The sequence below is a fragment of the Arthrobacter sp. SLBN-53 genome, from assembly GCF_006715585.1.
Taxonomy (GTDB): Bacteria; Actinomycetota; Actinomycetes; order Mycobacteriales; family Mycobacteriaceae; genus Mycobacterium; species Mycobacterium neoaurum_A.
Genome location: NZ_VFNN01000001.1, coordinates 2,953,459 through 2,978,236, shown reverse-complemented (window position 1 = coordinate 2,978,236; position 24,778 = coordinate 2,953,459). Strand labels below are relative to the sequence as shown.

22 protein-coding genes and 1 pseudogene are annotated in these 24,778 nt (G+C 66.1%); 13 read left to right on the top strand and 10 right to left on the bottom strand.

The genetic code is table 11. The annotated features are described in order from the left end of the window. Window positions 1–2: 2 nt before the first annotated feature. Window positions 3–1,559, top strand: coding sequence for an AlbA family DNA-binding domain-containing protein (locus tag FBY28_RS14280; RefSeq protein WP_216847689.1), 1,557 nt, complete (start codon window positions 3–5; stop codon window positions 1,557–1,559). Window positions 1,560–2,167: 608 nt separating this feature from the next. On the opposite strand, the gene dnaB is transcribed toward FBY28_RS14280, so the two are convergent. From dnaB to FBY28_RS14240, 8 genes are all read right to left on the bottom strand, one after another. After that, window positions 2,168–3,559, bottom strand: a complete 1,392-nt coding sequence (dnaB, locus tag FBY28_RS14275) for a replicative DNA helicase (RefSeq protein WP_141867785.1) — start codon at window positions 3,557–3,559, stop codon at window positions 2,168–2,170. A gap of 463 nt (window positions 3,560–4,022) precedes the next feature. After that, window positions 4,023–4,478 carry a 50S ribosomal protein L9 gene (rplI, locus tag FBY28_RS14270; RefSeq protein WP_019512181.1) on the bottom strand — a complete coding sequence of 152 codons (456 nt, stop codon included), beginning with the start codon at window positions 4,476–4,478 and terminating at the stop codon, window positions 4,023–4,025. A gap of 14 nt (window positions 4,479–4,492) precedes the next feature. After that, window positions 4,493–4,756, bottom strand: coding sequence for a 30S ribosomal protein S18 (gene rpsR / locus FBY28_RS14265; RefSeq protein ID WP_019512180.1), 264 nt, complete (start codon window positions 4,754–4,756; stop codon window positions 4,493–4,495). Window positions 4,757–4,791: 35 nt separating this feature from the next. Continuing rightward, entirely contained in the window at window positions 4,792–5,313 is a 522-nt protein-coding gene (locus tag FBY28_RS14260) for a single-stranded DNA-binding protein (RefSeq protein ID WP_141867783.1), read from the bottom strand. Window positions 5,314–5,413: 100 nt separating this feature from the next. After that, on the bottom strand, window positions 5,414–5,704 hold the full coding sequence (gene rpsF, locus FBY28_RS14255) for a 30S ribosomal protein S6 (RefSeq protein WP_141867780.1): 291 nt from the start codon (window positions 5,702–5,704) through the stop codon (window positions 5,414–5,416). Window positions 5,705–5,874: 170 nt separating this feature from the next. Further along, a complete protein-coding gene (locus FBY28_RS14250) occupies window positions 5,875–7,578 on the bottom strand; it encodes a glycosyltransferase family 87 protein (protein WP_216847688.1) in 1,704 nt (567 codons plus the stop codon). Between the two features lie 11 nt (window positions 7,579–7,589). Next, the gene (locus FBY28_RS14245; protein WP_286178063.1) at window positions 7,590–9,908 is read right to left on the bottom strand and encodes a transglycosylase domain-containing protein; all 2,319 of its coding nucleotides are present in this window, start codon (window positions 9,906–9,908) and stop codon (window positions 7,590–7,592) included. A gap of 178 nt (window positions 9,909–10,086) precedes the next feature. Then, window positions 10,087–10,521, bottom strand: coding sequence for a DUF5318 family protein (locus FBY28_RS14240; protein WP_023985108.1), 435 nt, complete (start codon window positions 10,519–10,521; stop codon window positions 10,087–10,089). A gap of 81 nt (window positions 10,522–10,602) precedes the next feature. Here FBY28_RS14240 and FBY28_RS14235 point away from each other — a divergent pair, with 81 nt between their 5' ends. The 11 genes and pseudogenes from FBY28_RS14235 to FBY28_RS14190 all read left to right on the top strand — a co-directional run bounded on the left by FBY28_RS14235 (window position 10,603) and on the right by FBY28_RS14190 (window position 21,391). Continuing rightward, window positions 10,603–11,490 (top strand): DUF1707 domain-containing protein, encoded by an 888-nt coding sequence (locus FBY28_RS14235; protein WP_160145485.1) that lies wholly within the window; start codon window positions 10,603–10,605, stop codon window positions 11,488–11,490. Window positions 11,491–11,506: 16 nt separating this feature from the next. Beyond that, window positions 11,507–12,376, top strand: coding sequence for a DUF1707 SHOCT-like domain-containing protein (locus FBY28_RS14230; protein WP_141867776.1), 870 nt, complete (start codon window positions 11,507–11,509; stop codon window positions 12,374–12,376). A gap of 169 nt (window positions 12,377–12,545) precedes the next feature. Beyond that, entirely contained in the window at window positions 12,546–13,094 is a 549-nt protein-coding gene (locus tag FBY28_RS14225) for a PadR family transcriptional regulator (protein ID WP_019512173.1), read from the top strand. A 37-nt stretch (window positions 13,095–13,131) separates the two neighbouring features. Beyond that, the gene (locus tag FBY28_RS14220; protein ID WP_141867774.1) at window positions 13,132–14,229 is read left to right on the top strand and encodes an inositol-3-phosphate synthase; all 1,098 of its coding nucleotides are present in this window, start codon (window positions 13,132–13,134) and stop codon (window positions 14,227–14,229) included. Window positions 14,230–14,325: 96 nt separating this feature from the next. After that, a complete protein-coding gene (locus FBY28_RS14215) occupies window positions 14,326–15,249 on the top strand; it encodes an Rv0045c family esterase (RefSeq protein ID WP_141867772.1) in 924 nt (307 codons plus the stop codon). 123 nt (window positions 15,250–15,372) lie between these two features. Beyond that, entirely contained in the window at window positions 15,373–17,436 is a 2,064-nt protein-coding gene (locus tag FBY28_RS14210; RefSeq protein ID WP_141867770.1) for a PhoX family protein, read from the top strand. A 27-nt stretch (window positions 17,437–17,463) separates the two neighbouring features. After that, window positions 17,464–18,282: an LLM class F420-dependent oxidoreductase gene (locus FBY28_RS14205; protein ID WP_174241629.1), complete on the top strand. Its 819-nt coding sequence runs from the start codon at window positions 17,464–17,466 to the stop codon at window positions 18,280–18,282. A gap of 78 nt (window positions 18,283–18,360) precedes the next feature. After that, window positions 18,361–19,251 (top strand): annotated as a pseudogene (locus FBY28_RS26050) (ABC transporter substrate-binding protein); the annotation flags it as partial. A 141-nt stretch (window positions 19,252–19,392) separates the two neighbouring features. Further along, window positions 19,393–20,121 (top strand): amino acid ABC transporter permease, encoded by a 729-nt coding sequence (locus FBY28_RS26045; protein ID WP_216848094.1) that lies wholly within the window; start codon window positions 19,393–19,395, stop codon window positions 20,119–20,121. Next, the gene (locus FBY28_RS14195) at window positions 20,121–20,864 is read left to right on the top strand and encodes an amino acid ABC transporter ATP-binding protein (protein ID WP_141867768.1); all 744 of its coding nucleotides are present in this window, start codon (window positions 20,121–20,123) and stop codon (window positions 20,862–20,864) included. Before FBY28_RS26045 ends, FBY28_RS14195 begins: the two co-directional genes overlap by 1 nt. 62 nt (window positions 20,865–20,926) lie before the next feature. Next, the gene (locus FBY28_RS14190) at window positions 20,927–21,391 is read left to right on the top strand and encodes a MarR family winged helix-turn-helix transcriptional regulator (protein ID WP_141867766.1); all 465 of its coding nucleotides are present in this window, start codon (window positions 20,927–20,929) and stop codon (window positions 21,389–21,391) included. A gap of 1 nt (window position 21,392) precedes the next feature. Here the strand turns inward: FBY28_RS14190 and ggh are convergent, their stop codons facing one another. Then, complete coding sequence (gene ggh, locus FBY28_RS14185; RefSeq protein WP_141867764.1) at window positions 21,393–22,733, bottom strand: glucosylglycerate hydrolase; 1,341 nt, start codon at window positions 22,731–22,733, stop codon at window positions 21,393–21,395. Window positions 22,734–22,788: 55 nt separating this feature from the next. Here ggh and FBY28_RS14180 point away from each other — a divergent pair, with 55 nt between their 5' ends. Further along, the gene (locus FBY28_RS14180) at window positions 22,789–23,457 is read left to right on the top strand and encodes an SDR family oxidoreductase (RefSeq protein ID WP_141867762.1); all 669 of its coding nucleotides are present in this window, start codon (window positions 22,789–22,791) and stop codon (window positions 23,455–23,457) included. A gap of 55 nt (window positions 23,458–23,512) precedes the next feature. On the opposite strand, the gene fdhA is transcribed toward FBY28_RS14180, so the two are convergent. Continuing rightward, complete coding sequence (gene fdhA, locus FBY28_RS14175; RefSeq protein ID WP_141867760.1) at window positions 23,513–24,727, bottom strand: formaldehyde dehydrogenase, glutathione-independent; 1,215 nt, start codon at window positions 24,725–24,727, stop codon at window positions 23,513–23,515. Between the last annotated feature and the right edge of the window lie 51 nt (window positions 24,728–24,778).

Sequence of the window (24,778 nt, the reverse complement as noted above, 5' to 3'; positions counted from 1 at the left end):
CTATGGGTCTCAACCTCAACATGAGCGTGTCATTTCGACGCAGCCACCGCCTTGGCGAACTGGTCGAAGCGATTTATCACGCCTCATCGGCCACCACGCCTGAAACCAATTGGGTGGAGTGGAAAAGTACCCTGGACTTCTCCATGGCGAGGGACAAGGTCGCTGCGGCCAAAGCGATCATTGCTTTCGCTAATCGTGACCCCGCGAACGCGGCCCGCGAGTGCGAGGGCGAGGGGTATCTGGTTGTGGGCGTTTCGCCCGACGGTGTGCTCGGCGGCGTCGCAGTGCACGACGCGGCCAATCTCTCCGGAATGCTTCGAACTTATGTCGACGGACCGCATTGGGACGTCGACTACGTCGAGTTCAAAGGGCAACACGTGCTGATCATTACGGTCGCGCCACCTCAGCCCGGTCACCGCATCCATTCCCTGGTCAAGGAATACGACAGCTATAAGTCAGGGACAGTTTTCCGCCGCGGAATCTCCAGCTCCGAGCCAGCGACCCACCGAGAGCTCAACGAGCTGCAGAACCGACTTCTGCAGGACCCACCAGTCTCTGAAAGCGACACCTTCGACGAGGCGATCGGTACCGGTAACTACCGGTTGGCCGGCCGCCTGATGCGCAGCAGAGCACGGGGTGTGATCGACGTGTGTATCGAGCCTGGACAGTTTCCACCCACCTACGCCAGTCGAGCGGCGACCGAGCAGCTCGTCCAATACGTCGAGACTGCAGAGCGCTACCTCAAGGCAGCCGCACCCTTGCTTCCTCTAGTCGTCGAGGGGTCCCGGGTCGAAAGCACTACGCTTGAAATCGAGCATCGACAGGTCATCACCGCACTCGCCGAACCGAGACCGCTTGTGCAAGAGCCTGGTTCACTCATCACGAATGTCCGAAATCAGCAGCTGGAGGCGTTGGCCCTGCTGCCAGCGACGCTCACAATGTACGCTGGCACGCTTGCGGCCGTTGAACACGACAACTACGGCGCCATCCGCGCCCTGACAGTTGATGCAACCGTGGAATGGTCCCTTTTTTCGAACCGCAAGGTGGCGGTGCTCGACAAGGTCGGGCCCTGGGAGATTGTCGGCCACGAGCGGCATCTTGGACTTGCTTTGCGAGCCGCCCAGAAAGGCGTACTCACAGGAGATCTGTTGGACGCCCTCGCGGCAGGTCGCCCTCCGCGCAAACCGGCTTACCCGGTCTCCGCCTTCCTTTTCGACGCGCTGCGAACTTGCTTTCCCAACCATACCGACTCCCAGTTCGCTTGGCTGTTCGATGCCGCCGAGATCCTTTTCTCCCTCTTGGTTACTGATCTTGCGGCACAACGCAACTCGGGGCCGATGGATCAACCATGGCTGGGGCTGTTTGTCACACACGCGGCCGAGAGTCACCCATTTGAGGACACCGAGGTCGCGCGGATGCTGGCAGGTGCACGAAACGCGGGCGATCACTGGCCCCCCGTACAGGCAGGCCTGTTCGGGGGATCACAGGAACGGCTAGAGCGAGCGCTCGATGCTGTTTGGACCGCCACCGTGGACCAGATGCGCCGTGGACCTTTCTGACTATCCAGTCATGCCAAACTCTTTGTTCGCTCCACACCTCATATTGCCACCCACGCCGTTCGACGAGCGTCCTCGTCCAGTCGAGAGTGAGCTTCACTATGGCTCATCGCGCTGAGACACGGCTTCACATCAACGACTACCGGTCCATCTTCAGTCAACAGCAGGTAGTCCGGCACGTGCTTGCGCGCACGCTTCTCGATGAAGGTGAGAATCAGGAACGGCTGCGCAATGATCGAGTGACCGCAGGTTCGAAGTCCACGAACAGCAGCCGCACGAGCTCTAAGCGAGATTCGTAGATGACATGCGCCCGTTCGGTCGCCGACCAGTAGGTACCCGAGTAGTGCTTCTGACCGTGGCGCCAGCGGAACGTCCGCTAAGGCGAGGCATTGCTGATTCATTCAAGAGGGTCGCGATCACTTTCGATGCAGGCCTCCGTCAAGGAGTCCCTCGGCGCACAGAGATATCCGGGAGTGGCGGCGCCCCCGCTTCCGGCATGCCGCTATGCGGATTCCAGGCGGCGTGTCTCAGTCTTTTGCACAAGTGCAGCCGTGGTGCAGTCAGTCGTGAGAAAGTGCAGTCGAATTAGAGAACCTACAACGTCGACCTGCCTACCTCGCCATGTTCGTGAAGCGCGACAGGTGAAGCTGGTGCGCCACAGTGATATTCGCGGTCGGGCCGTTACGGTGCTTACCGAGGATGATGTCGGCCTCGCCACCACGCGGGTCTTCACGGTCGAAGGCGTCGGGGCGGTGCAACAGCATCACCATGTCGGCGTCCTGCTCCAGCGAGCCGGACTCACGAAGATCGGAGACCTGCGGGCGCTTATCGGTGCGCTGCTCGGGACCACGGTTGAGCTGACTGATCGCGACCACCGGCACGTGCAGTTCCTTGGCCATCAGCTTGAGACTTCGGGAGAAGTCCGACACCTCTTGTTGGCGTGAGTCGTACTTCTTGCCCGAGCTCATCAGCTGTAGGTAGTCCACGACGATCAGCTGAAGATCGGCCTTCTTCTTCAGCCGACGAGCCTTGGCGCGGATCTCCATCATGGTCAGGTTCGGCGAATCGTCGATGTAGAGCGGTGCCTCGCTGATCTCACTCATGCGCCGCGCCAACCGCGTCCAGTCGTCATCATTCATTCGGCCTGATCGCATATCGCCGAGCTTGATGTTGGCTTCGGCCGACAGCAGGCGCATGACGATCTCGGACTTGCTCATTTCCAGCGAGAAGATCACGCTGGCGAGCTGGTTCTTGATCGAGCAGGACCGCATAAAATCTAGTCCTAGCGTTGATTTCCCTACGCCAGGTCTGGCCGCGATGATGATCATCTGCCCGCCGTGCAGGCCGTTGGTGATCTCGTCCAGATCGATGAAGCCGGTGGGCACACCGCGCGACATACCGCCCGAGGACGCGATGGCATCGATCTCGTCCATCGTCGGCTGGAGCAGATCCTCCAGCGCCACGAAATCCTCGGACTGGTTCCGGTTCTCGGTGACGTCGTAGATCTCGGCCTGGGCCCGGTCCACCACATCGGCCACATCGGCGCCGTCGGCGCCCGCATAGCCGTACTGCACCACCCGGGTGCCGGCCTCCACCAGACGCCGCAGGAGCGCCTTCTCGGCCACGATGGTGGCGTAGAAGCCGGCGTTGGCGGCGGTCGGCACCGTCGAGATCAGGGTGTGCAGATACGGGGCTCCGCCGATGCGGCGCAGCTGTCCGCGCCGGTCCAGCTCTGCGGCGACGGTCACCGCGTCGGCCGGCTCTCCGCGGTCGTACAGATCGAGGATGACATCGGCGATGTCCTGGTGCGCGGGACGGTAGAAGTCCGCAGACTTCATCTTCTCCAGGACGTCGGCGATGGCGTCCTTGGACAGCAGCATGCCGCCGAGTACGGCCTGCTCGGCGGCCATGTCCTGCGGCGGCTGACGGCCGAAGTCCTCACGGGGCGGCTCGTCGAGATCAGACTGTCGACCGGAGTGACTGAAGTCGTCTACGACCGCCACGAAGCGCCCCCACCTCTACTAGCAGATCTATCGCAAATGTGTTCGATCAACACGCTACAGCGGCTCACCGACAATCCGCCGGCGAGCCTGCGACGGTCAACTTATGGCTTTGCTCGGTCCGGTGCAATCCGGTCCTGTTGATAGCCCTGTGGATGGCGTGTGCACAGCTCAGGTCGTCGATGTTGACGGGCTGGGGAGAACCTGTGGATGAACCGATTGAAAACTGCTGAAGCCACTGGTTAAGCCTGGTTTCGAGGTGTTCACAGCTGTGGAGATCAATTGGCTCGGCGTGTCTCGCCGGGTTGCCCGTTCGGGCGTGTTGGATAACGTCCCGGAGCCGGGCAGGTTAACAGCAAATGATGTTGCTGTGATCAGAATCTCGGAAATCTGTTCGCTGACATGCACGACGACGCCCGGGTGGGAAGCGTGTGCTTCCCACCCGGGCGTCGGCGGACTGTGTGAGCTATCCAGCGGTGACATCGAGCTGGACCGCGGCGGTGACGCCGGGGTGCAGCTTGACACCGATCTGGTGGGTGCCGGTGGCCTTGATGTGGGCCTTGGGCAGCTCGACGGTGCGCTTGTCCAGGTTCGGGCCGCCGGCCTTCTTGATCGCGGCGACGACCGAAGCCGGGGTGACCGAACCGAACAGCTTGCCGGTGTCGGCAGAGGCCTTCACGGGCAGGGTGACGGCACCCAGACCCTCGAGGGCAATCTTCAGTTCGTTGGCGTGCTCGACGCCGCGAACTTCCTTGATCTCGCGGGCGCGACGGATTTCCTCCGCCTGGCGCTCGGCACCACGGCTGGCAACGATGGCCAGGCCGCGCGGCAGCAGGTAGTTGCGGCCGTAGCCGTCCTTGACCTCGACGGCGTCGCCGGCGATTCCGAGGTGCTCGACCTCAGCGGTGAGAATGAGCTTCATGGTGTGTCTCTCCCCTACCGCGTCGACGAACCGAACGGCAGCAGAGCCACCTCGCGGGCATTCTTGACCGCAACAGCGACATCGCGCTGGTGCTGTACGCAGTTGCCGGTCACCCGGCGGGCACGGATCTTGCCGCGCTCGCTGATGTAGGTGCGCAGCAGCGCGGTGTCCTTGTAATCGATGTTCTGGTTCTTGCCCTTCTTGGAGCAGAACACGCACTTGCGGGTCTTGACCGGCTTCTCGGGTGCCGGCCGCCGCTTGTTGCTGGACTTGGCCATGGATCTATCTCTTTCTCAAATGATGTAAATCGTTGTCAGAAGGGCGGTTCGTCGTCAGCGCCGCTGTAGGAGCCGGCCGCGGGAGCACTGCCCCACGGGTCGTCCTTGGGCTGCTGATCGGAACCGCCGCCGCCGCCGCGAGGCGCACCACCGCTGTTTCCGCCGCCGAATCCACCGCCGCCGCCACCACCGCGGCTGGCCTTGTTGACCTTGGCCGTGGCGTAGCGCAGCGAGGGACCGATCTCGTCGACCTCGAGCTCGACGACGGTGCGCTTCTCACCCTCACGGGTTTCGAAGGACCGCTGCTTGAGCCGACCCGACACGATGACCCGCGATCCGCGAGTGAGGCTCTCGGCAACGTTCTCGGCAGCCTCACGCCAGATGTTGCAGCGGAGGAACAGCGCTTCGCCGTCCTTCCACTCATTGGTCTGGCGGTCGAACGTCCGCGGCGTGGAAGCCACGGTGAAGTTCGCGACGGCGGCACCGGACGGCGTGAAACGCAGTTCCGGATCGGCAGTCAGGTTTCCGATAACAGTGATGACAGTGTCACCAGCCACGAGGTCCTCCTGGGCGTCTAGTCAAAGCGGAGTATGTGTACGAGAGCAGTCGGAGGCGAGCCTACGGAACTGCACCGACGTGCACACGGTGTCGCACGGACTAGTGCTTGTCGGTCCGCATCACCTTGGTGCGCAGCACGGACTCGTTCAGGTTGAGCTGGCGGTCCAGCTCAGAAACGGTCGCGGGCTCGGCCTTGACATCGACCACCGCATAAATGCCCTCGGCATGCTTGGCGATCTCGTAGGCCAGCCGGCGGCGGCCCCAGATATCAACCTTCTCGACGCTACCGCCGTCCTTGCGGATGACGTTCAGGAACGTCTCCAGCGAGGGAGCTACGGTGCGCTCGTCGAGAGTGGGGTCGAGGATGACCATGATTTCGTATGGACGCATAAGGAACCCATCACCTCCTATGGTCGTTGCGGCCACGGCGTGTCCGTGGCAGGAGGGTCGCCTGCGTCGGCAACCGGGCAAGGTTACCTGAATGGGCTGTGATCTGCGAAATCGCGGCCGGCCACCCTGCGACGGGCCTGCCGAGACTGACTCTGCGGTGCCGGCGGTGGCTACTCGACCTTTGTCGCCGTGGGCGCAGAGTCAACGGGGGCCGTGGGCGCTGGATCGACGGGCGCCACGACCGGAGCCGCGGGCCGCAGCCATGACGGCAGCCAGCGCGGCGGGTCATCGGGCGCCCGGTCGAACACGCCACCGGACGGATCGTCGACACCGTGGCCGCGCACGAGATCGGACTGTGGGCGGCGGATCTGACGCACCACCAGGACCATCAGCGCCACCACCGCGATATCGCGCAGCAACACCGTTGTGGTGAACCACTGTTCGGGCAGGCCCCGATTCTGCTCGCCGTAGAGATAGAGCATGCGCGGCACCCACACCAGCGCGTCGATGGTCATCCACGCCAGCAGGATTCGTCGATGCGGCAATGCCAGGACCGCCAGCGGCACCAGCCACAGCGAGAACTGCGGACTCCAGACCTTGTTGGTCAACAGGAAGGCCGCCACCACCAGGAAGGCCAGCTGGGCGAATCGTGGGCGGCGCGCGGCGGTCAGCGCCAGGTAGGCAATGGCGGCGCAGCACACCAGGAACAGCACGGCCGAGACGGTGTTGGTGACCGTCGGCGGCTCCCAGAACCCGAGGCCCGGGTCGAACCCCTGCCAGCCGGTGAAGGACTTCACCACGTTGTAGATGGAGTCCATATCGTCACCGCGACGCGAGTTGAGCCGGTAGAATTCCGACCATCCTCGCGGAAAGAGCAGCAGCACAGGCAGGTTGACCAGTGCCCAGGTCAGCACCGCGGAACCCGCGGTCTTGGCGAACTCGCGCATCCGCCCGGTCCGCAGGCACAGCACCAGCAGCGGACCGAGCAGGAACGCCGGGTACAGCTTGAGCGCCACACCCACACCGATCAGGACACCGGCCAACACCGGTTTTCGCCGCGCCCACGCCAGCATCGCGGCCGTCGCGCACGCCACCGCGAGCGCGTCGAAGTTGGTGAAGATCTGGAAGATCAACAACGGGGAGCCGGCCACCAACGCGGCATCCCAGATACGGCGACCGGCCAACATCGCCGTCGCCCACACCGTCACCAGCCAGGCCAGTGCCAGCCCGAAGGCCGAGATGTTGAAGAACATCACCACCTCGGCGACCAGGGGCACCGAGACCACCGTCGTCAACGCCGAATAGGTCTTGGCCAACGTCATCGAGAGGTACTGATAGATCCCGGTGAGCACCGGATACTCCATGTACCGGACGGGCTCGCTGCCGTCGTAGACGACGTGCGGCTTACCGTCGCCGTCCTTCTCTATCCAGCTCGACTTGTAGGGAAACTTGCCCTGGTTCAACAGCTCTGCCGTGTATAGCGGGACGGTGTCGGAATAGCACAGCTCGTAGTAGGCGCGCTGGTTCTCCCAGTTCGCGACCCGCTGCGCGGCGGTCCCGGTGTCGGTGGACTGCAGGCAGGCGGCCTTCGTGGAATAGCCGAGCGCCAGGAACACCAGCGCGATCAGCAGCATCACGCGCAGCGGGGTGAGAAACCGCGTCCGCCCGATCAGCGCGTGCCTGCCGACGGGGCCGCCGACGGTCCCCGACAGCGCTCCGCCGAGGACGTCGTTGCGGCTGGGCAGGTCACGATTGTCGGCGCTGCGCAGGTCTTCTGCCAGCGGTGCTGGCGATACAGTCCCGGCCAGCGGTGCTGGCGATACAGTCCCGGCCAGCGGCGCCGGCGATACGGTCCCGGCTGGCTCTGGCGTCATGTCCCCAGCCGTCACGGGGGCGGGGCGCCCGGCGGTCCCGGGGGCAGTGGCTGACCGGGCGGCGGCGCGGGAGCGTTGGGATCACCGGGTGGCGGCGGGCCGATCGGCACGGTGGTCGGCGGTCCCCAGGGGATCGTCAGGCCGGGTGCGATCTCCAGCGTCGGCTGAATCACCGTCTCCGACGGCAGCGGCGGGACCGGGGTGTCCGGGGGCGGCGGCGGGGCCGGCGCGGCCACGGGCGGTCCGGCATACCCGCCGATCTCGGTGGGCTTCGGGAAGGTCTCGTTGTCGGTGCCCTCGAGCGCACCGTCCATGGTCGCCTTCCAGATGTCGGACGGCAGACCCGATCCGTAGACCGGCCCACCCCACTGATTCACCAGCGGTTTGTCCCCGCCGGTGGTGCCGACCCAGACGGCGGTGGACAGCGACGGGGTGTAACCGACCATCCAGGCGTCCCGGTTGGCACCGGTGTCGCCGAGCTGGTTGGTCCCGGTCTTGGCCGCCGACGCGCGGCCACCGGCCAGGTTGTGACCGTTGGAGTAGGCGGCGATCGGCTGCATGGCGGCGGTCACGTTGTCGGCGACGTCGGCCGGGATGCGCTGCTCACCGTCGTCGCCTTGCTGGGACGCGTCGAAGAGCACGTTGCCCGAGGAGTCCTCGACCTTCTGCACGAAGTGCGGCCGGTGGTAGACCCCGGAGGCGGCCAGCGTGGCGTACGCCGAGGCCATGTCGATGACACGGCTCTGGTACTGACCCAGGACGACGCCGTTGTTGGGCGGTCCGCCCTGGCCGTCCTCGCTGAGGGTGTGGTCGACGCCGGGGAAGCTCTCGGCGATACCGGCCTGGTGCGCGGCATCGGCCACATCCTGCGGACCGTTCTGCAGCTTGAGCATCAGGCGGTAGTAGCTGGTGTTGAGTGAGCGCTTGAGCGCCTCGGCGATATTGCAGTTACCGCAACTGCCGCCCTCGACGTTGGTGATCTTGATGCCGTTGAGTTCCAGCGGCGAGCTGTCGATGTTGTAGCCCAGCCCGATGCCCTGTTCCAGCGCGGCCACCAACGCGAACACCTTGAACGACGACCCGGTGGGCAGTCCGGCCTGCGCGAAGTCGAAGCCGTTGGCATCCGAACCGCCGTAATAGGCCTTCACCCCGCCGGTCTTCGGATCGATGGACACGACCGCCGACCGCATGTCCGGGTCCTGACCGTCCAGCGTTTTGGTGACCGCCTCCTCGGCGGCCTTCTGCGCCTCCGGGTCGATCGTGGTGGTGATCTTCAGACCCTCGGTGTTCAGGGTCTGCTCGTTGATATCGAACAGGTCGAGCAATTCCTTGGTGACCTGGCGCTCGATCAGCCCGTTGGGCCCGGTGGTCTGGTTGGCCTGGCTGGCGAAATCCGGTGGCACCGTCGGCGGGAAGACCTGGGCATCGCGATCTGTCTGCGACAGCGCGCCGATTTCGACCATGCCGTCGAGCACCCAATTCCACCGGGAGGCGGCACCCTCGGGATCCACGGCCGGATCCAGGGTCGAAGGCCGTTGGATGAGCGCCGCGAGCAGCGCACCCTCGGCCACGTTGAGCTGTTCGACGGGCTTGCCGAAATAGGCCTGGGCGGCCGCCGAGACGCCGTAGGCGCCACGTCCGAAATAGATGATGTTGAGGTAGGACTCGAGCACCTGGTCCTTGGACCACTCGCCCGCCATCTTCGTCGAGATGACCAGCTCCTTGGCCTTGCGCACAAGGCCGCCGACACCCGAACGTTCGTCGCCGACGAGCGCGTTCTTGACGTACTGCTGAGTGATCGTCGAACCACCCTGCAGACCGCCGCCACCGCCGAACAGGTTGTTCAGGAACGCGCGCGCGAAACCGGTGAACGAGAAACCGGGGTTGGAGTAGAAGTCGCGATCCTCGGCTGCCATCACCGCGTCGCGGACGTGGACCGGGATCTGGTCGATCTTCACGTCCACCCGGTTGCCCTCCGGCGGAACGATCTTGGCGATCTCGCTTCCGTCGCTGGCCAGGATGGTCGACACCTGCGCCGTCCGGATGTCGCCGGGCTTGGGAACCTCGACGATCATGTAGGCCATCCCGAAGGTCACCGCGGGCAGCACGAGGAAGACCACCAGCGCGGCATAGACCGCCCGGCGAACCCATTTCCACTGGAAGCGGCGCGCACCGGGGCGTCGGTGTCCGGACGGACCAGACGGCCCGCCGGGGCCTCCCGGGCCGCCGGGACCGACCGGAGGTGGCGGCTTGCGCGGCGGGGCACCGTCGAGTGCCGCCTTCACGACATCGATCGGATCCCGCAGGTGCGGCGCCACGTCCGCGCGCACCGGGGGGATCAGCGCAGTTTTACGGTCATCGGGAATCCCGCTGCCTGTGCGCGGACGGGCGGGCGGGGGTTCGGGCGGCTGACGGCGCGCATCGGGCGGAGTCGGATTCGGGGGGCGGCCGGCACCGACGGGCCGCCCAGAATCGGCACCGCCCGTCGGATTGCTGTGGCGCCCTTCGCTATTCACTGGCCGTACGCGCGCCGGAGCGCGCCGTCCGAGTGCCCTTCGGCCGCTGCGTCCCGTCCTTGGGCCGCGGCGAACCGAGCACGTATGACTTCACCAGATGATTCCAACTGCAAGTGCGGCAAACCTCCACCACGTGAACCGCGAACTCGTCGAAGCGTGTCGCGAGCAGGACCAATTCCTCGGCGTTGCGTGCCGAACCCGATACCGCACCAAGGTGCTCACCGAACACCCATGACACCAGCGTCAGCTGTTCCTTCCGGCATATCGGGCACGTCACCGAGCTTTGCTTGCCGTGGTACTTGGCGGCCCGCAGAAGATAGGGGTTGGCGTCGCACACCTCGGTGACACCGGTACGCCCGGAATACACCTCGGCCAGCAGGGATCGACGCCGGAGGGCGTAATCCACCACCTGTCGCTGCAATCGCACGATCACCAGAGTACGTCGGCCCCCTGGCTACCGAGGCGCGACGGCAGCGCAACCGCGCCCGAACTCCTACGATCTCTTGTCGTGGCGGCACGAATCACAGGGCGAACACGCGCGAAGGACAGCGACCGTGATGCCACCTGTGCGCTGCTCGACGCGGCACACAGCGAAGGCCAGCTCTCCATGGTCGAGCACCAGCAACGCATCACGGACGCCATGGCTGCCACCACCCTCGGAGAGCTCGATGAGCTGACCGCTGACCTGCAACACAATGCCGGGCCCCGCGCCGAGCAGGAACCCGAGCGACCGCACCGGACCAGGAATCTCGTCATCGCCGGCGCTGCCGCCGTCGTCGGGCTGGGCGTGCTCGGCGCGCTGTTGTTCTCCGGTTCCCGCGACGACGCCGCGCCCGAGGACCACCCCCTGGCCGCCGCCCCCGAGGTGCTGATCCCGCCGCCGGTGACCACCGGTGCCGTACCGGCCGTCGACGAGCCGCCCCCGCTGGTGCTGAACCTGCCGCGGTACATGAACACCGTCGAGGGCATGACCGGACTCCTGGAGGAGATCCGCGCAAGGTTCGGTAGCACCATTGGCTACGAGCTGGCCTTCAATCCGGGCCGGGCGTACCTGGCGGTTCCCGACCCCACCGGTGAGAAACGGCTGCTCTACACATTTCAGGGCGGCTGGGGCGAACCGTCGAGCAGAGCGCGTTCCGATGGCGACGACCTGACCGATCTGGCGGCCTTCGACGTCCCCGCGGCGATCGCCGCGTGGAACGCCGCCCCGGCGACGCTGGGCATCGCCCCCGCCGATGTGCTGGACACCTACCTCGACGTCGACCACGTCAACAACCCCGACGGTGGCCCCGGCGCCCTGGAGCTGCTGATCCGGGTGTCGACCGACAGCGGCACCAACGGCTATGTCTACCTCGACCCGGCCGGCACCGTGCTCCGTGTGGAAAAGCCCAGCTGAGTTCTACGATCCTCTCGTGCCAACACGACAGACTGCGGGAACCCGGGCCAGGGACTCCGACCGTGACGACACCTGCAAGGTGCTCGACACTGCGATGGCCGAGGGACAGCTGTCCATGGAGGAACACCGCCAGCGGGTGGCCGCCGCCACCACCGCCGCGACCCTCGGCGAGCTGCAATCGTTGGTGAGCGATCTGCAAACAGGCAGCTCACCGGTCAAACTGCCCGACCTGAAACCCGAACGGACCGCTCGGGCGATGGGTGCAGGAGCGGGCTGGAGTATCCGCGCCGCGGCCGCGGCGGTACTGGTGATCTTCGGCATCGCGGTGGGCTGGGGGCTGTACGGGAACACCTCGTCGCCGTTCAGTTTCCAGACCGACCCCGGCGCGAAGGCCGACGGCATCCCCGCGACGGTGCTGACCGCGCCGCGCCAGCTGCAGTCCCTGGGTGGGCTGAACGGGCTCTTCGAACAGATGCGTCAGAAGTTCGGCGACACCAACGGCTACGACCTGACGATCTTCGCCGACTATGCGTCGCTGGAACGCCCCGATCCCAACGAACCACGCAGGGTGCTCAGCTACAGCTACCGCGGCGGGTGGGATGACCCGTCCGAGACCAGCACCGGCAGCGACGCCCGGGTGGTGGACCTTGCGGCGTTCGACGTCCCGAAGTTCGTCGGCCTCATCCGCGGCGCCCCGCAGACCCTCGGCATCGATCCGGCCGAGGTGAAATCGCTGCATGTCAGCATCGGTCCCAACACCGATATGACCGCGCCGCCGGAGAGCATCGAGATCAGCATTTACGTGACACCGAATTTCGGTAACAGCGGGTACATCGAGTTCAACGGCGATGCCACCGTCAAGCGCATCAACTACCCGAGCTCCTAGACCGCGCGACGGCGGGCGATTCCGCCGGGTAGTTCCCCCGAAAGGCACCCAGGCGATCCCCTGCGATCGCCTCATCGTCATGTCCCAGTGGCGTCGGTTATATCGGCGCGATACACTTTGCCGAGGTGTCGATCCGTCGTAGCGGTCGGCCGTCTGGGGAGGTGATTCGATGCTGGAGCTCGCCGTTCTGGGCCTCCTGCTGGAGTCGCCGATGCACGGGTACGAACTTCGCAAGCGCCTGACAGGTCTGTTGGGCGCGTTCCGGGCGTTCTCCTACGGCTCGCTGTATCCGGCCCTTCGGCGCATGCAGGCCGATGGCCTCATCGTCGAGGACGCGGCACCGGACGGCACCCCGAAGATGCGTCGGGCACGCCGCGTTTATCAGCTGACCGATGCGGGAAAGAAGCGCTTCACCGAATTGGTCGCCGACACCGGGCCGCAGAACTACACCGACGACGGGTTCGGCGTCCACCTGGCGTTCTTCAACCGGACCCCGGCCGAAGCACGCATGCGCATCCTGGAAGGCCGCCGGCGGCAGGTCGAAGAACGCCGCGAAGGCCTCCGCGAGGCGATCGCACGGGCCAGCACATCACTGGACCGCTACACCAAGCAGCTTCACCAGCTGGGCCTGGAGTCCAGTGAACGCGAAGTGAAATGGCTCAACGAGTTGATCGCGGCCGAACGCGTCGCACAGAGCCCGCCCGAACCGCAGCCCTAACCAGCACCGGAATTTCAGCAGGAGAAGGAGAACACCCATGTCCGAGACCACCGCGCCCACCGAGGTCAGGGTCGCGATTGTCGGAGTCGGCAACTGCGCATCCTCTCTGGTCCAGGGTGTGCAGTACTACCGCGACGCCGACGAGAACGCCTCCGTACCGGGCCTGATGCACGTCAAGTTCGGCCCGTACCACGTCCGCGACGTGAAGTTCGTCGCGGCATTCGACGTCGACGCCAAGAAGGTGGGCTTCGATCTGTCCGAGGCGATCTCGGCCTCGGAGAACAACACCATCAAGATCGCCGACGTCCCGCCGACCGACATCATCGTCCAGCGCGGCCCGACCCTCGACGGCATCGGCAAGTACTACTCCGAGACCATCGAGGTCTCCGATGCCGATCCCGTCGACGTCGTCAAGGTGCTCAAGGACGCACGAGTCGACGTCCTGGTTTCCTACCTGCCCGTCGGTTCCGAAGAGGCCGACAAGTTCTACGCCCAGTGCGCCATCGACGCCAAGGTCGCCTTCGTCAACGCCCTTCCGGTGTTCATCGCCTCGGACCCGGTGTGGGCCAAGAAGTTCGAAGACGCCGGCGTGCCGATCGTCGGCGACGACATCAAGAGCCAGGTCGGTGCCACCATCACCCACCGCGTGATGGCCAAGCTGTTCGAGGATCGCGGCGTCACCCTGGACCGCACCTACCAGCTCAACGTCGGCGGCAACATGGACTTCAAGAACATGCTCGAGCGTGAGCGCCTGGAGTCCAAGAAGGTGTCCAAGACCCAGGCCGTCACCAGCAATCTCAGCGGCTCGCTGGCCGACAAGGTCTACGACAAGAACGTCCACATCGGACCGTCGGACTACGTCGCCTGGCTCGACGACCGCAAGTGGGCCTACGTCCGCCTCGAGGGCCGCGCCTTCGGTGACGTGCCGCTGAACCTGGAGTACAAGCTCGAGGTCTGGGACTCCCCCAACTCCGCAGGCATCATCATCGACGCCGTGCGCGCGGCCAAGATCGCCAAGGATCGCGGCCTCGGTGGCCCGATCTTGCCCGCCTCGGCCTACCTGATGAAGAGCCCGCCCAAGCAGCTGGCCGACGATGTCGCCCGCACCCAGCTGGAAGCCTTCATCGAGGGCTAAACGGGTTGGACCTACGCTGACTCTGCGTTCAGGGTGTGTGCTTCTCGCACATTCGCACCCTGAACGCAGAGTCATGTGCGTTGTAGGGTCCACCTCATGGCCTTCACCGACGACGACCTGCTCGAACTCGACGAGTTCGCCCTGCTGCCCGAGAACGCCGAACAGGCCGGGGTGTCCGGGCCGCTGCCCAGCGCAGGCCGGCTGGACCTCGGCGAGATCAGCGCCATCAAGTGGGGGCACGAGAGCCCCCAGGTGGTCTTCCTGCACGGGGGCGGCCAGAACGCCCACACCTGGGACACCGTGATTCTCGGACTCGGGCTGTCCGCCCTGGCGATCGACCTGCCCGGGCACGGGCGCTCGGCCTGGCGCACCGACGGTGACTACGGACCCAAGATCAACGCCGACATCATCGCGCCGGTGCTGCGCGAACACGCGCCCGACGCACGATTGGTGGTCGGTATGTCACTCGGCGGTCTGACCGCGCTGCGCATCGCGGCCACCGAGCCGGGGTTGGTCAAGGAACTGGTCCTCGTCGATGTCACGCCCTCGGCCCCCGAGCGCCACGAGCAGATGTCCAAGGCGCAGCTCGGCGCAGTGGCCCTGGTACAGGGTGAGCGCACCTTCCCGTCGTTTCAGGCGATGCTCGATGTCACCATCGCCGCGGCCCCACATCGCGACCGTACATCGTTGCGCCGCGGCGTCTTTCACAACGCCAAGCGTCTCCAGGACGGCACCTGGACGTGGCGTTACGACACGATGCGCAGGCCCGCCGGGGACGACGGTTCCGGAATGCCCGCCTCCTTCCAGGGTCTCTGGGACGATGTCGAATCGATCACCATGCCGACCACTCTGGTGCGCGGAGCCAACTCCCATTTCGTCAATGACGAGGACGCCGAGGCGTTCGCCGCCAACGCCCCCGGCTTCCGGCAGACCCACATCGTCGCCGACGCCGGACACTCCGTACAGGGCGACCAGCCGGTCAAGCTGATCGAGATCCTGCGCGGGGTGCTGGCGCGGTGAGAGTTGTTGACTCCCGTTAACCTGCTGCTTGCCCGTTGCTAGCCCGGCTGCCGTAGCTTTCTGCCGCGAACCGTTCGTCCAGCCCACGAGCGGTCTCTTCGGGTGGAAGGATCCTCGCACGCCATGGCGCTCATCCCGCTGAACCTCTTTGTCGCACACGACGGTCGGTCGTCGCGCCAACATGTCACCTGCCGCTACCGCTGCGGCGATGCCTGCTCCAAGCCGGTGCCTAACACCAGCGACAACGAGTACTTCGGCGAGGTGCTGGCCGCGGTGTCGCGCCGGTCGGCGCTCAAAACCGCCGGTATGGCCGTCCTGGCGGTCGGCGCCGGCTCGGCGCTGGCCGCCTGCTCGAGCAACGGATCCGACACCGCGGCGACATCGTCATCGGCCACACCCGCGGAGCCGCCGACACCGACCGGGATGAACTTCACCGCGGTGGCCCCCAACAGCGAGGACGCCGTCGTGATCCCCGACGGCTACCGACAGTCGGTCGTGATCAGCTGGGGTGATCCCGTACTGCCCGGCGCGCCCGTCTTCGACGTGAACCGGCAGAGTGCGGCGGCGCAGCGTCAACAGTTCGGATTCAACAACGACTTCGCCGGCCTGTTGCCCATCGAGGGCAGCAACGACCGATTCCTGTTGGTGACCAACCACGAGTACACCACCGAGCAGTTCATGCACCCGGGCTATGACGCCGACAACCCGACCCGTGAACAGTTCGAGATCGGCGTTGCCGCACATGGCCTTTCGGTTGTCGAGGTGCAGCGCACCGCCGACGGCCTGCGTCCGGTACTCGGTCGATACAACCGCCGGATCACGGCCGACACCCCGTTCACCATTGTCGGGCCTGCCGCGGGCACCGACCTGCTCAAGACCGCCGCCGACACCAGCGGCCGCGAGGTGCTGGGCACCATCAACAACTGCTCGGGCGGCGTGACGCCCTGGGGCACCGTGCTTTCCGGTGAGGAGAACTTCAATTCCTACTTCGGCGCGCCCGCCGGGGCGCCGGCGCCGACCGGCACGGCCGCCGACCGGCTGAAGCGCTACGGCGTCGAATCCGAACCGACCGAACGCAAGTGGGAAAACTTCGACCCGCGCTTCGACATCAGCAAGACTCCCAACGAATTGCACCGGTTCGGCTACGTCGTCGAACTCAACCCGTGGGACCCGGCATCGGCACCGATCAAGCACACCGCGCTGGGTCGCTTCAAACACGAAGCCGCCACCATCCACGTCGCCGACGACGGCACCGTCGTCGCGTACACCGGCGACGACGAGCGCTTCGATTACATGTACAAGTTCGTCTCCGCCAAGAAGATTCAGCCCGGCAACATGGCGCACAACATGACCATCCTGGACGAGGGCACGCTGTACGTCGCGAAGCTGTCCAGCGAGATCCCGGCCGACCAGATCGACGGCTCCGGCGCCCTGCCGGCCGCCGGGAGGTTCGCGGGCACCGGTTCCTGGATTCCGCTGTTGCGCTCCGGCCCCGGCGGGACGGCCCAGTCCCTGGTCGACGGCATGTCCGCCGAGGAGGTAGCCGTCTTCACCCGCTTCGCCGGGGACAAGGCCGGGGCCACCAAGATGGATCGACCCGAAGACTTCGAGGCCAACCCCAAGAGCGGCAAGGTCTATGTCGCACTGACCAACAACAGCAACCGGGGTGCCGACGGCAAGGCGGGGCCGGACGCGGCCAACCCGCGCAACGACAACAAGAACGGCCAGGTTCTGGAGATCACCGACAACCACACCGGGACCGATTTCACCTGGGAGCTGTTGTTGGTCTGCGGTGATCCGGAGGCGGCCGACAGCTACTTCGGCGGTTTCGACAAGACCAAGGTCAGCCCGATCTCGTGCCCGGACAACCTGGCCTTCGACAGCCACGGCAACCTCTGGATATCCACCGACGGCAACGCACTGGACTCCAACGACGGACTGTTCGCGGTCTCCCTGGATGGGCCCAGCCGCGGACTGACCAAGCAGTTCCTGACGGTGCCGCTGGGAGCCGAGACCTGCGGGCCGGTCATCACCGACGACCTGGTCACCGTGTGCGTGCAGCACCCGGGCGAGAACGACGACAACAGCATCGACGATCCGCTGTCGCGGTGGCCCGAGGGCGGCAACGGCACCGCCAAGCCCTCGGTGGTGGCGGTCTGGCGCGACGGCGGCAATATCGGCGTGTAATCACCGCACACGGGGTACTGATGGACCATGACGTCTACCGAGCCGACTTCCGCCGAGCGCCCCGTGCGCATCGCCGTGCAGCTACAGCCCCAGCACTCGCCCGGTTACGGCCATATCCGTGACGCCGTGCGGCGGGCCGAGGACCTGGGCGTCGACATCGCCTTCAACTGGGACCACTTCTTCCCGCTGTACGGCGATCCCGACGGTGCGCATTACGAGTGCTGGACGATGCTCGCCGCCTGGGCCGAACAGACTTCCCGCATCGAGATCGGCGCACTGGTCACCTGCAACTCCTACCGCAATCCCGAGCTGCTGGCCGATATGGCGCGCACCGTCGACAACATCTCCGACGGCAGGCTGATCCTGGGCATCGGATCGGGCTGGAAACAGAAGGATTACGACGAGTACGGCTACGAGTTCGGCACCGCGGGCAGCCGGCTGGATGACCTTGCCGCGGACCTACCCCGGATCCGTTCTCGGCTGGCCAAGCTGAACCCCGCACCGCTGCGCGAGATCCCGATCTTGATCGGTGGCCAGGGCAAGCGCAAGACGCTGCGCCTGGTTGCTGAGCACGCCCATATCTGGCACGGCTTCACCGATGCCGGCACCTACCCCGGTCTGGCCGAGGTCCTGGACTCCCATTGCGGCGACGTGGGTCGCGATCCAAGTGCCATCGAGCGCTCGTCCGGGGTTCCGGAAAAGAGCATCGAGGCGGCGCTAGAGGGCGCCGAAGCCCTCGTCGGGCTGGGGGTCACCCTGTTGACCGTCGGCGTCAACGGACCCGATTACGACCTGAGCCTCGCCGAAGCGCTGGTGCGGTGGCGAGATGAGCGGGCGCAGGGCTGATCGGGCCCGGTCGCCCGTTGCTGTCGGAATGAGTTGAAGACTTCGCCCACGCGGGCGCAGCGGCTACCTTGGGCACCCATGACCTCGATGCTCCGCCGAACCGGGCACCTGGTGCTCGCTCTGGTGCTGACGTTTCTGGTGTGCGCGGTAGGCCTGGCCGCTCCGGCGGGCGCCGACCAATGTGCGCCACCGGGTGTCGACAGTGCCAGCGCACTGCCGACCAACCTGGCCGCCGCAGCGCAGGGGCCCGGCGCCGACAAATACACCACCGCCGATGTCGAACCGCTTGATCGGATCGACGTCAACGCGCTGGGGCTAGGCACACCGGGGGTGCTGACGGTCGGCACGCTCTCGGATGCCCCGCCCAGCATCTGCATCAACGCGGGCGGGCAGTTCACCGGCTTCGACAACGAGGTGCTGCGCGCGGTCGCCGAGAAGTTGGGTCTGCGGGTCAACTTCGTCGGCACCGACTTCTCCGGGCTGCTGGCCCAGGTCGCCTCGGGGCGTTTCGACGTCGGCTCGTCGTCGATCACCACCACCGACGCCCGGCGCAAGACCGTCGGATTCACCAACGGCTACGACTTCGGCTACTTCTCCCTCGTCGTGCCGGCCGGCTCTTCGATCACCAGCTTCTCCCAACTCGGACCTGGACAACGCATCGGCGTTGTCCAGGGCACCGTGCAGGAGGCCTACGTCGTCGACACCCTCGGCCTGGACCCGGTGAAGTTCCCCGACTACAACACCGTCTACGGCAGCCTCAAGACCCGCCAGATCGATGCTTGGGTGGCGCCGTCGCAGCAGGCGGTCGGCACCGTGCAGCCCGGCGATCCGGCGACGATCATCGAAAACACCTTCAGTCTGGACAATTTCGTCGCCTATGCGGTGGCCAAGGAGAACCGGCCGCTGATCGACGCGCTCAACGCCGGACTCGACGCCGTCATCGCCGACGGTACGTGGGCGCGGTTGTACACCGACTGGGTGCCCCGCGCCCTGCCGCCGGGGTGGAAACCGGGATCCAAGGCCGCACCGGAGCCGCAACTTCCCGACTTCGCACAGGTCGCCGCCGAGCGGGCACCGACCGAACCGGCCGCGCCGGCGGCCCGCAAATCCGTGCTGGCGCAGCTGGCCGACACCTTCCTCGACTGGGATCTCTACCGCCAGGCCATCCCCGACCTGTTCAAGACCGGCCTGCCGAACACCCTGCTGCTCACCGCCGGTGCGGCCGTGATCGGGGTCGTACTCGGGCTGTTGCTTGCCGTCGCCGGTATCTCCCGGTCCCGCTTGCTGCGCTGGCCCGCCCGGGTGTACACCGATATCTTCCGCGGGCTTCCCGAGGTGGTGATCATCCTCATCATCGGTCTCGGTATCGGGCCCATCGTCGGCGAACTGACGGGCAACAACCCCTATCCGCTCGGTATCGCCGCGCTGGGGCTGATGTCGGCGGCCTACGTCGGAGAGATCTTCCGGTCCGGAATCCAGAGCGTCGAGACCGGACAGATGGAGGCCTCGCGCGCACTGGGTTTCAGCTATTCGGAGTCCATGAAACTGGTCATCATCCCGCAGGGCATCCGACGGGTCCTGCCTGCGCTGGTCAACCAGTTCATCTCCCTGCTGAAGGCCTCATCGCTGGTGTATTTCCTTGGTCTGGTCGCCAACCAGCGCGAACTGTTCCAGGTGGGCCGAGACCTCAACGCGCAGACCGGAAATCTCTCACCGCTGGTGGCCGCCGGGCTGTTCTATCTCGCGCTGACGATCCCGTTGACCCACCTGGTCAACGTGATCGACGCCCGGTTGCGCACCGGTAAGCAGCCCGCCCCCGTCCAGCAGGAGATGATCTGATGGCAAGCCCGCAGCTGCAGGCAGTATCACTGGCCGCCAACGATATTCACCTGTCCTTCGGTCCGAACCAGGTGCTACGCGGTATCGATCTCGCGGTACCGGCCGGGACCACCACCGCGGTCATCGGCCCCTCCGGATCGGGAAAGTCGACATTGCTGCGCACCCTGAACCGGCTCTACGAGCCGGACCGCGGCGACATCCTGCTCGACGGTAGATCGGTGCTCGGTGACAATCCCGACAAGCTCCGCCAGCGCATCGGCATGGTCTTCCAACAGTTCAATCTGTTCCCGCACCGCACCGTGGTCGAGAACGTCGCGATGGCACCGCGCCGGCTCAAGGGGATCTCCGCCGAGGAGGCCCGTGAGCTCGCACTGACCCAGTTGGATCGGGTCGGGTTGCGGCACAAGGCCGATGTCCGTCCGTCCACGCTGTCCGGTGGCCAGCAGCAGCGGGTCGCCATCGCCCGCGCGCTGGCGATGGCCCCCCAGGTGATGTTCTTCGACGAGGCGACCTCGGCGCTGGATCCCGAACTGGTGAAAGGGATCCTGGAGCTGATCGCCGATCTGGGGTCCACCGGCATGACCATGGTCGTGGTCACCCACGAGATGGGTTTTGCCCGTTCGGCGGCCGACGCCGTGGTGTTCATGGACGAAGGCAAGGTCGTCGAGTCCGGCCCGCCCGAGCAGATCTTCGAAAGCGCCGAAACCGAGCGGTTGCGCCGGTTCCTGGATCAGGTGTTGTGACCCGCGACCGAATCTCGCGCATTACCGCCCGTCCGAGACAGACAGGTTAGACTTGCGAAATTATGGTCGAGACCGAACCGCAGACCGAGGAACTGGCCGGGGAGCTCCAACGTGTGCTCTCCAAGCTGTTCTCCGTGCTGCGCCGTGGCGACAATCGCGGTGCGGGGAACTCCCCCGGTGCCGACCTTACCCTCGCCCAGCTCTCGATCCTGTTGACGCTGCTGGATTGTGGTCCGATCCGGATGACGGAACTGGCCGCCCACGAACGGGTTCGTACGCCCACCACCACCGTGGCCATCCGGCGACTGGAGAAGCTCGGTCTGGTCAAGCGTTCGCGTGACCCGTCGGATCTGCGGGCCGTGCTCGTCGAGGTGACCCCGCGCGGGCTGGTGCAGCACCGCGAGGCGCTCGAGGCGCGACGCGCGTTCCTGGGCGGCCTGCTCGAAGGGCTCAGTGCCGAAGACAAGGCAACGCTGACAGCGGCGTTGGGCTCACTCGACCGCCTGGCCGACCAGTCCTCGACCTGACTCAGCCCAACCAGTCCAGCACCGCGGCCGCGGTCCAGGACTGTTGCATGCTGCCCAGCGGCTCACCGGTGAACGGCTCGTAGTACTCGGCGAAGGTGCCGTCGCTGGCCTGACGCAGTCCCTCTTGGCGCAGGGTCAGCGCACGCTCGGCCCAGCCACGGCGGGCGAAACACCAGGAGAACAACCACGTCGTCACCGGCCAGACCGGGCCGCGCCAGTACTCGCGGGCCCGGAAGTCGCGGGAAACCGGTGAGGTGGACGGGATCAGCGAATAGCGCAGGTCCGGGTGGCTGCTGAAGCGCGGGCCGTCCAACAGGCGCAGCAGCGCACGTTCCTTGTCGTGTGGAAGTCCGCCGCACAGCAGCGGGGCGAACTGGGCGATGGTCTCGGTCGCAACCCATGAACCGGCGCGCACATCGAAATCCCTTGCCGCACCGGTTCGTACATCGGTGGTTTCGACGACACCGGCGCGGAAACGGTCGGCCCAGGAATAGAGGTCACGGATATCTGCCGGGGACCGCCGATGGTCCTCACCGATCTCGGCCAGCACCCGGCAGGCCACCGAGAAGATCGCCGAGACGAACACGTCCTCGACGGCGAAGCTCATCGTCTTGGCCAACAGCTCGTCGTCGTAGCGGACGGACTTCATCTCCTCCAGCAGCCACAGGTAGCGGTCGTACTCGCTGTCGGACGGGCGCTGGGTCGCATCGGTGTTGATCTTGTTGTCCTCGCGCTGATACTCCGGCACGGTCCCGGGAATCACGTTGGCATAGGAGCTGTCCCAGCGCGGTGAGTTGTCCATGCCGGACTCCCACCCGTGGTACAGCGTGATCCGGCCGCGCTGGTCCGGGTCGCGCGCCTCGGCCAGCCACCGGTGCCACCGCACCAGATCACTCCATCGCCGGTCCAGGAACGACTCGGCCACCGCCCGGGTCGAGCGGCCGCGCGCCTTGGCACGGTCCAGGATGCGCTGCACCGCGATGGCGTGTACCGGCGGCTGGGTGATCCCCGAGGTGTGCCGGGTGCGCGGGGCATGGACGGCCAACGCCGAGGTCGCCCAGCGCGCCGGACCGGGAAAGTACCCGTCGACACCGTTGGCGAACACGATGTGCGGGATCATCCCGTTACCCCATTGAGCCGAGAGCAGGGTGTCGAGCTCGACGACGGCGCGCTCGACGCTCAGCGGGGCCAGTCCGATGGCCACGAATGCCGCATCCCAGCTCCACATGTGCGGGTAGAGCAGCGGGGCAGCAGTGGTCATCACACCCAGGTCGTTTCCGCGCAGCAGATAGGCCGCTCGCGCCGCGAGCTGGGTGGGGGCGAAGCTTGGGTCCGGTGGCATCGCATCAATAATGCGACGCCGCGGGCGAGCGTGCAGTGTCGGTACTGTTTTTCCTGTGCCCACAGCTCTGATCACCGGCGCCGGCGGCGGGATCGGATCGGCCATCGCCGATGCCCTCGCCCCGACGCACACCCTGCTGCTCGCGGGGCGACCGTCGGCGCGGCTCGACGCCGTCGCCGAACGGCTGGGTGCCCCCACCTGGCCGTTGGACCTGACCGATCCCGAGTCCATCGAAGCCGCCGCCGAGGTGCTCGCCGAACTCGATGTGCTGGTGCACAACGCCGGCGTGCTCTACCCGGGACCCGTCGCCGAGTCCACCGCCGAGCAGTGGCGGGCGAGCTTCGAGGTCAATGTCACCGGTGCGGTCGCGTTGACGCTGGCCCTGCTGCCGGCGTTGCGCGCCGCGGACGGGCACGTGGTGTTCATCAACTCGGGCGCCGGACAGAAGGTCTCGGCCAACATGGCTTCGTATTCGGCGAGCAAGTTCGCGCTCCGCGCGTTCGCCGACTCGCTGCGGACCGACGAACCGACCCTGCGGGTCACCTCGGTCTTCCCCGGGCGCACCGATTCGGAGATGCAGCGCGACCTGGTGGCCTACGAGGGCAAGACCTACGACCCGGACCGCTTCCTGCGTCCCGCCACGGTGGGACTGCTGGTCGCCCAGGCGATCAACGCGCCGAGGGACGGTCACATCCACGAGCTCACGGTCCGCCCGAACCCGTGATTTCGGCGCGCTCGCGCTCGGTGAGCGAGCGTGAGCGCGCCGAAATCAACACCCGCTAGGCAGGCACCATCCCGTGCGGATCGAGCACGAACTTCTGCGCCACCCCCGAGTCGAACGCGGCATACCCGTCGGGCGCGTCCTCCAGGCCGATCACCGTCGCGTTCACCGCATCGGCGATATGCGCCTTGTCGTGCAGGATGCTCATCATCAGGCCGCGGTTGTACTTGAGCACCGGGCACTGTCCGGTGTAGAAACTGTGGCTCTTGGCCCAGCCGAGGCCCAGCCGGACCTTCAGCGTGCCGTGCTTGGCATCGTCATCGGTGCCGCCGGGATCGCCGGTGACATACAGACCGGGAATGCCCAGCGATCCGCCGGCCCTGGTCACGTTCATGATCGAGTTCAGCACCGCAGCGGGCTGCTCACCGGCATCATGGCCGTGACCGCTCGCCTCGAAGCCCACCGCATCCACCGCGCAGTCGACCTCGTCGGTGTGCAGGATCTCGGCGATCTGCTCCTCGAGGGTCGCGTCGGCACTGATGTCGACGGTCTCGCAACCGAACGACCGGGCCTGGGCCAGCCGGTCCGCATTGAGGTCACCGACGATCACCACCGCCGCCCCCAGCAGGTGCGCCGAGTACGCGGCGGCCAGCCCGACCGGGCCCGCGCCGGCGACGTAGACCGCCGACCCGGTGGTGACACCGGCGGTCTTGGCCCCGTGATAGCCGGTCGGGAAGATGTCCGAGAGCATGGTCAGGTCACGGATCTTGGCAAGTGCGGCATCGCGGTCCGGGAACTTCAGCAGGTTGAAGTCGGCGAAGGGGACCATCACGTAATCGGCCTGGCCGCCGAGCCAGCCGCCCATGTCGACATAACCGTAGGCCGAGCCGGCCCTGGCCGGGTTGACGTTCAGACAGATGCCGGTCTGCCCCTCGCGGCAGTTCCGGCAGCGGCCGCAGGCGATGTTGAACGGCACCGAGCAGATGTCCCCGACTTCGAGAAACTGTACGTCGGAACCCTTTTCGACGATCTCGCCGGTGATCTCGTGGCCGAGTGTCTGGCCGACGGGCGCGGTGGTCCGGCCGCGGACCATGTGCTGATCAGAACCGCAGATGTTGGTCGACACACACTTGAGGATGACCCCGTGGTCGGCCTTGCGGCTCATCCCCATCGCGCTCGCGACCTCGGCGGGCACCTCGAGTTTGGGATAGGGCAGGGTCTCCACGGCCACCTGGCCGGGGCCTTTGTAGACGACGATCCGGTTATCCGACATTGCGCGCTCCAAACCGGGCCGCAATTTTTGGTGAAGCGTTCTCACAGACGG

Bases quoted from the DNA above. Each gene is read 5' to 3' on its own strand.
- FBY28_RS14280 (WP_216847689.1), top strand. From the start codon at position 3: ATGGGTCTCAACCTCAACATGAGCGTGTCATTTCGACGCAGCCACCGC.
- rplI (WP_019512181.1), bottom strand. From the start codon at position 4,478: ATGAAGCTCATTCTCACCGCTGAGGTCGAGCACCTCGGAATCGCCGGC.
- rpsR (WP_019512180.1), bottom strand. From the start codon at position 4,756: ATGGCCAAGTCCAGCAACAAGCGGCGGCCGGCACCCGAGAAGCCGGTC.
- rpsF (WP_141867780.1), bottom strand. From the start codon at position 5,704: ATGCGTCCATACGAAATCATGGTCATCCTCGACCCCACTCTCGACGAG.
- FBY28_RS14250 (WP_216847688.1), bottom strand. From the start codon at position 7,578: ATGACGCCAGAGCCAGCCGGGACCGTATCGCCGGCGCCGCTGGCCGGG.
- FBY28_RS14225 (WP_019512173.1), top strand. From the start codon at position 12,546: ATGCTGGAGCTCGCCGTTCTGGGCCTCCTGCTGGAGTCGCCGATGCAC.
- FBY28_RS14220 (WP_141867774.1), top strand. From the start codon at position 13,132: ATGTCCGAGACCACCGCGCCCACCGAGGTCAGGGTCGCGATTGTCGGA.
- FBY28_RS14215 (WP_141867772.1), top strand. From the start codon at position 14,326: ATGGCCTTCACCGACGACGACCTGCTCGAACTCGACGAGTTCGCCCTG.
- FBY28_RS14210 (WP_141867770.1), top strand. From the start codon at position 15,373: ATGGCGCTCATCCCGCTGAACCTCTTTGTCGCACACGACGGTCGGTCG.
- FBY28_RS14205 (WP_174241629.1), top strand. From the start codon at position 17,464: ATGACGTCTACCGAGCCGACTTCCGCCGAGCGCCCCGTGCGCATCGCC.
- FBY28_RS14195 (WP_141867768.1), top strand. From the start codon at position 20,121: ATGGCAAGCCCGCAGCTGCAGGCAGTATCACTGGCCGCCAACGATATT.
- FBY28_RS14190 (WP_141867766.1), top strand. From the start codon at position 20,927: ATGGTCGAGACCGAACCGCAGACCGAGGAACTGGCCGGGGAGCTCCAA.
- ggh (WP_141867764.1), bottom strand. From the start codon at position 22,733: ATGCCACCGGACCCAAGCTTCGCCCCCACCCAGCTCGCGGCGCGAGCG.
- fdhA (WP_141867760.1), bottom strand. From the start codon at position 24,727: ATGTCGGATAACCGGATCGTCGTCTACAAAGGCCCCGGCCAGGTGGCC.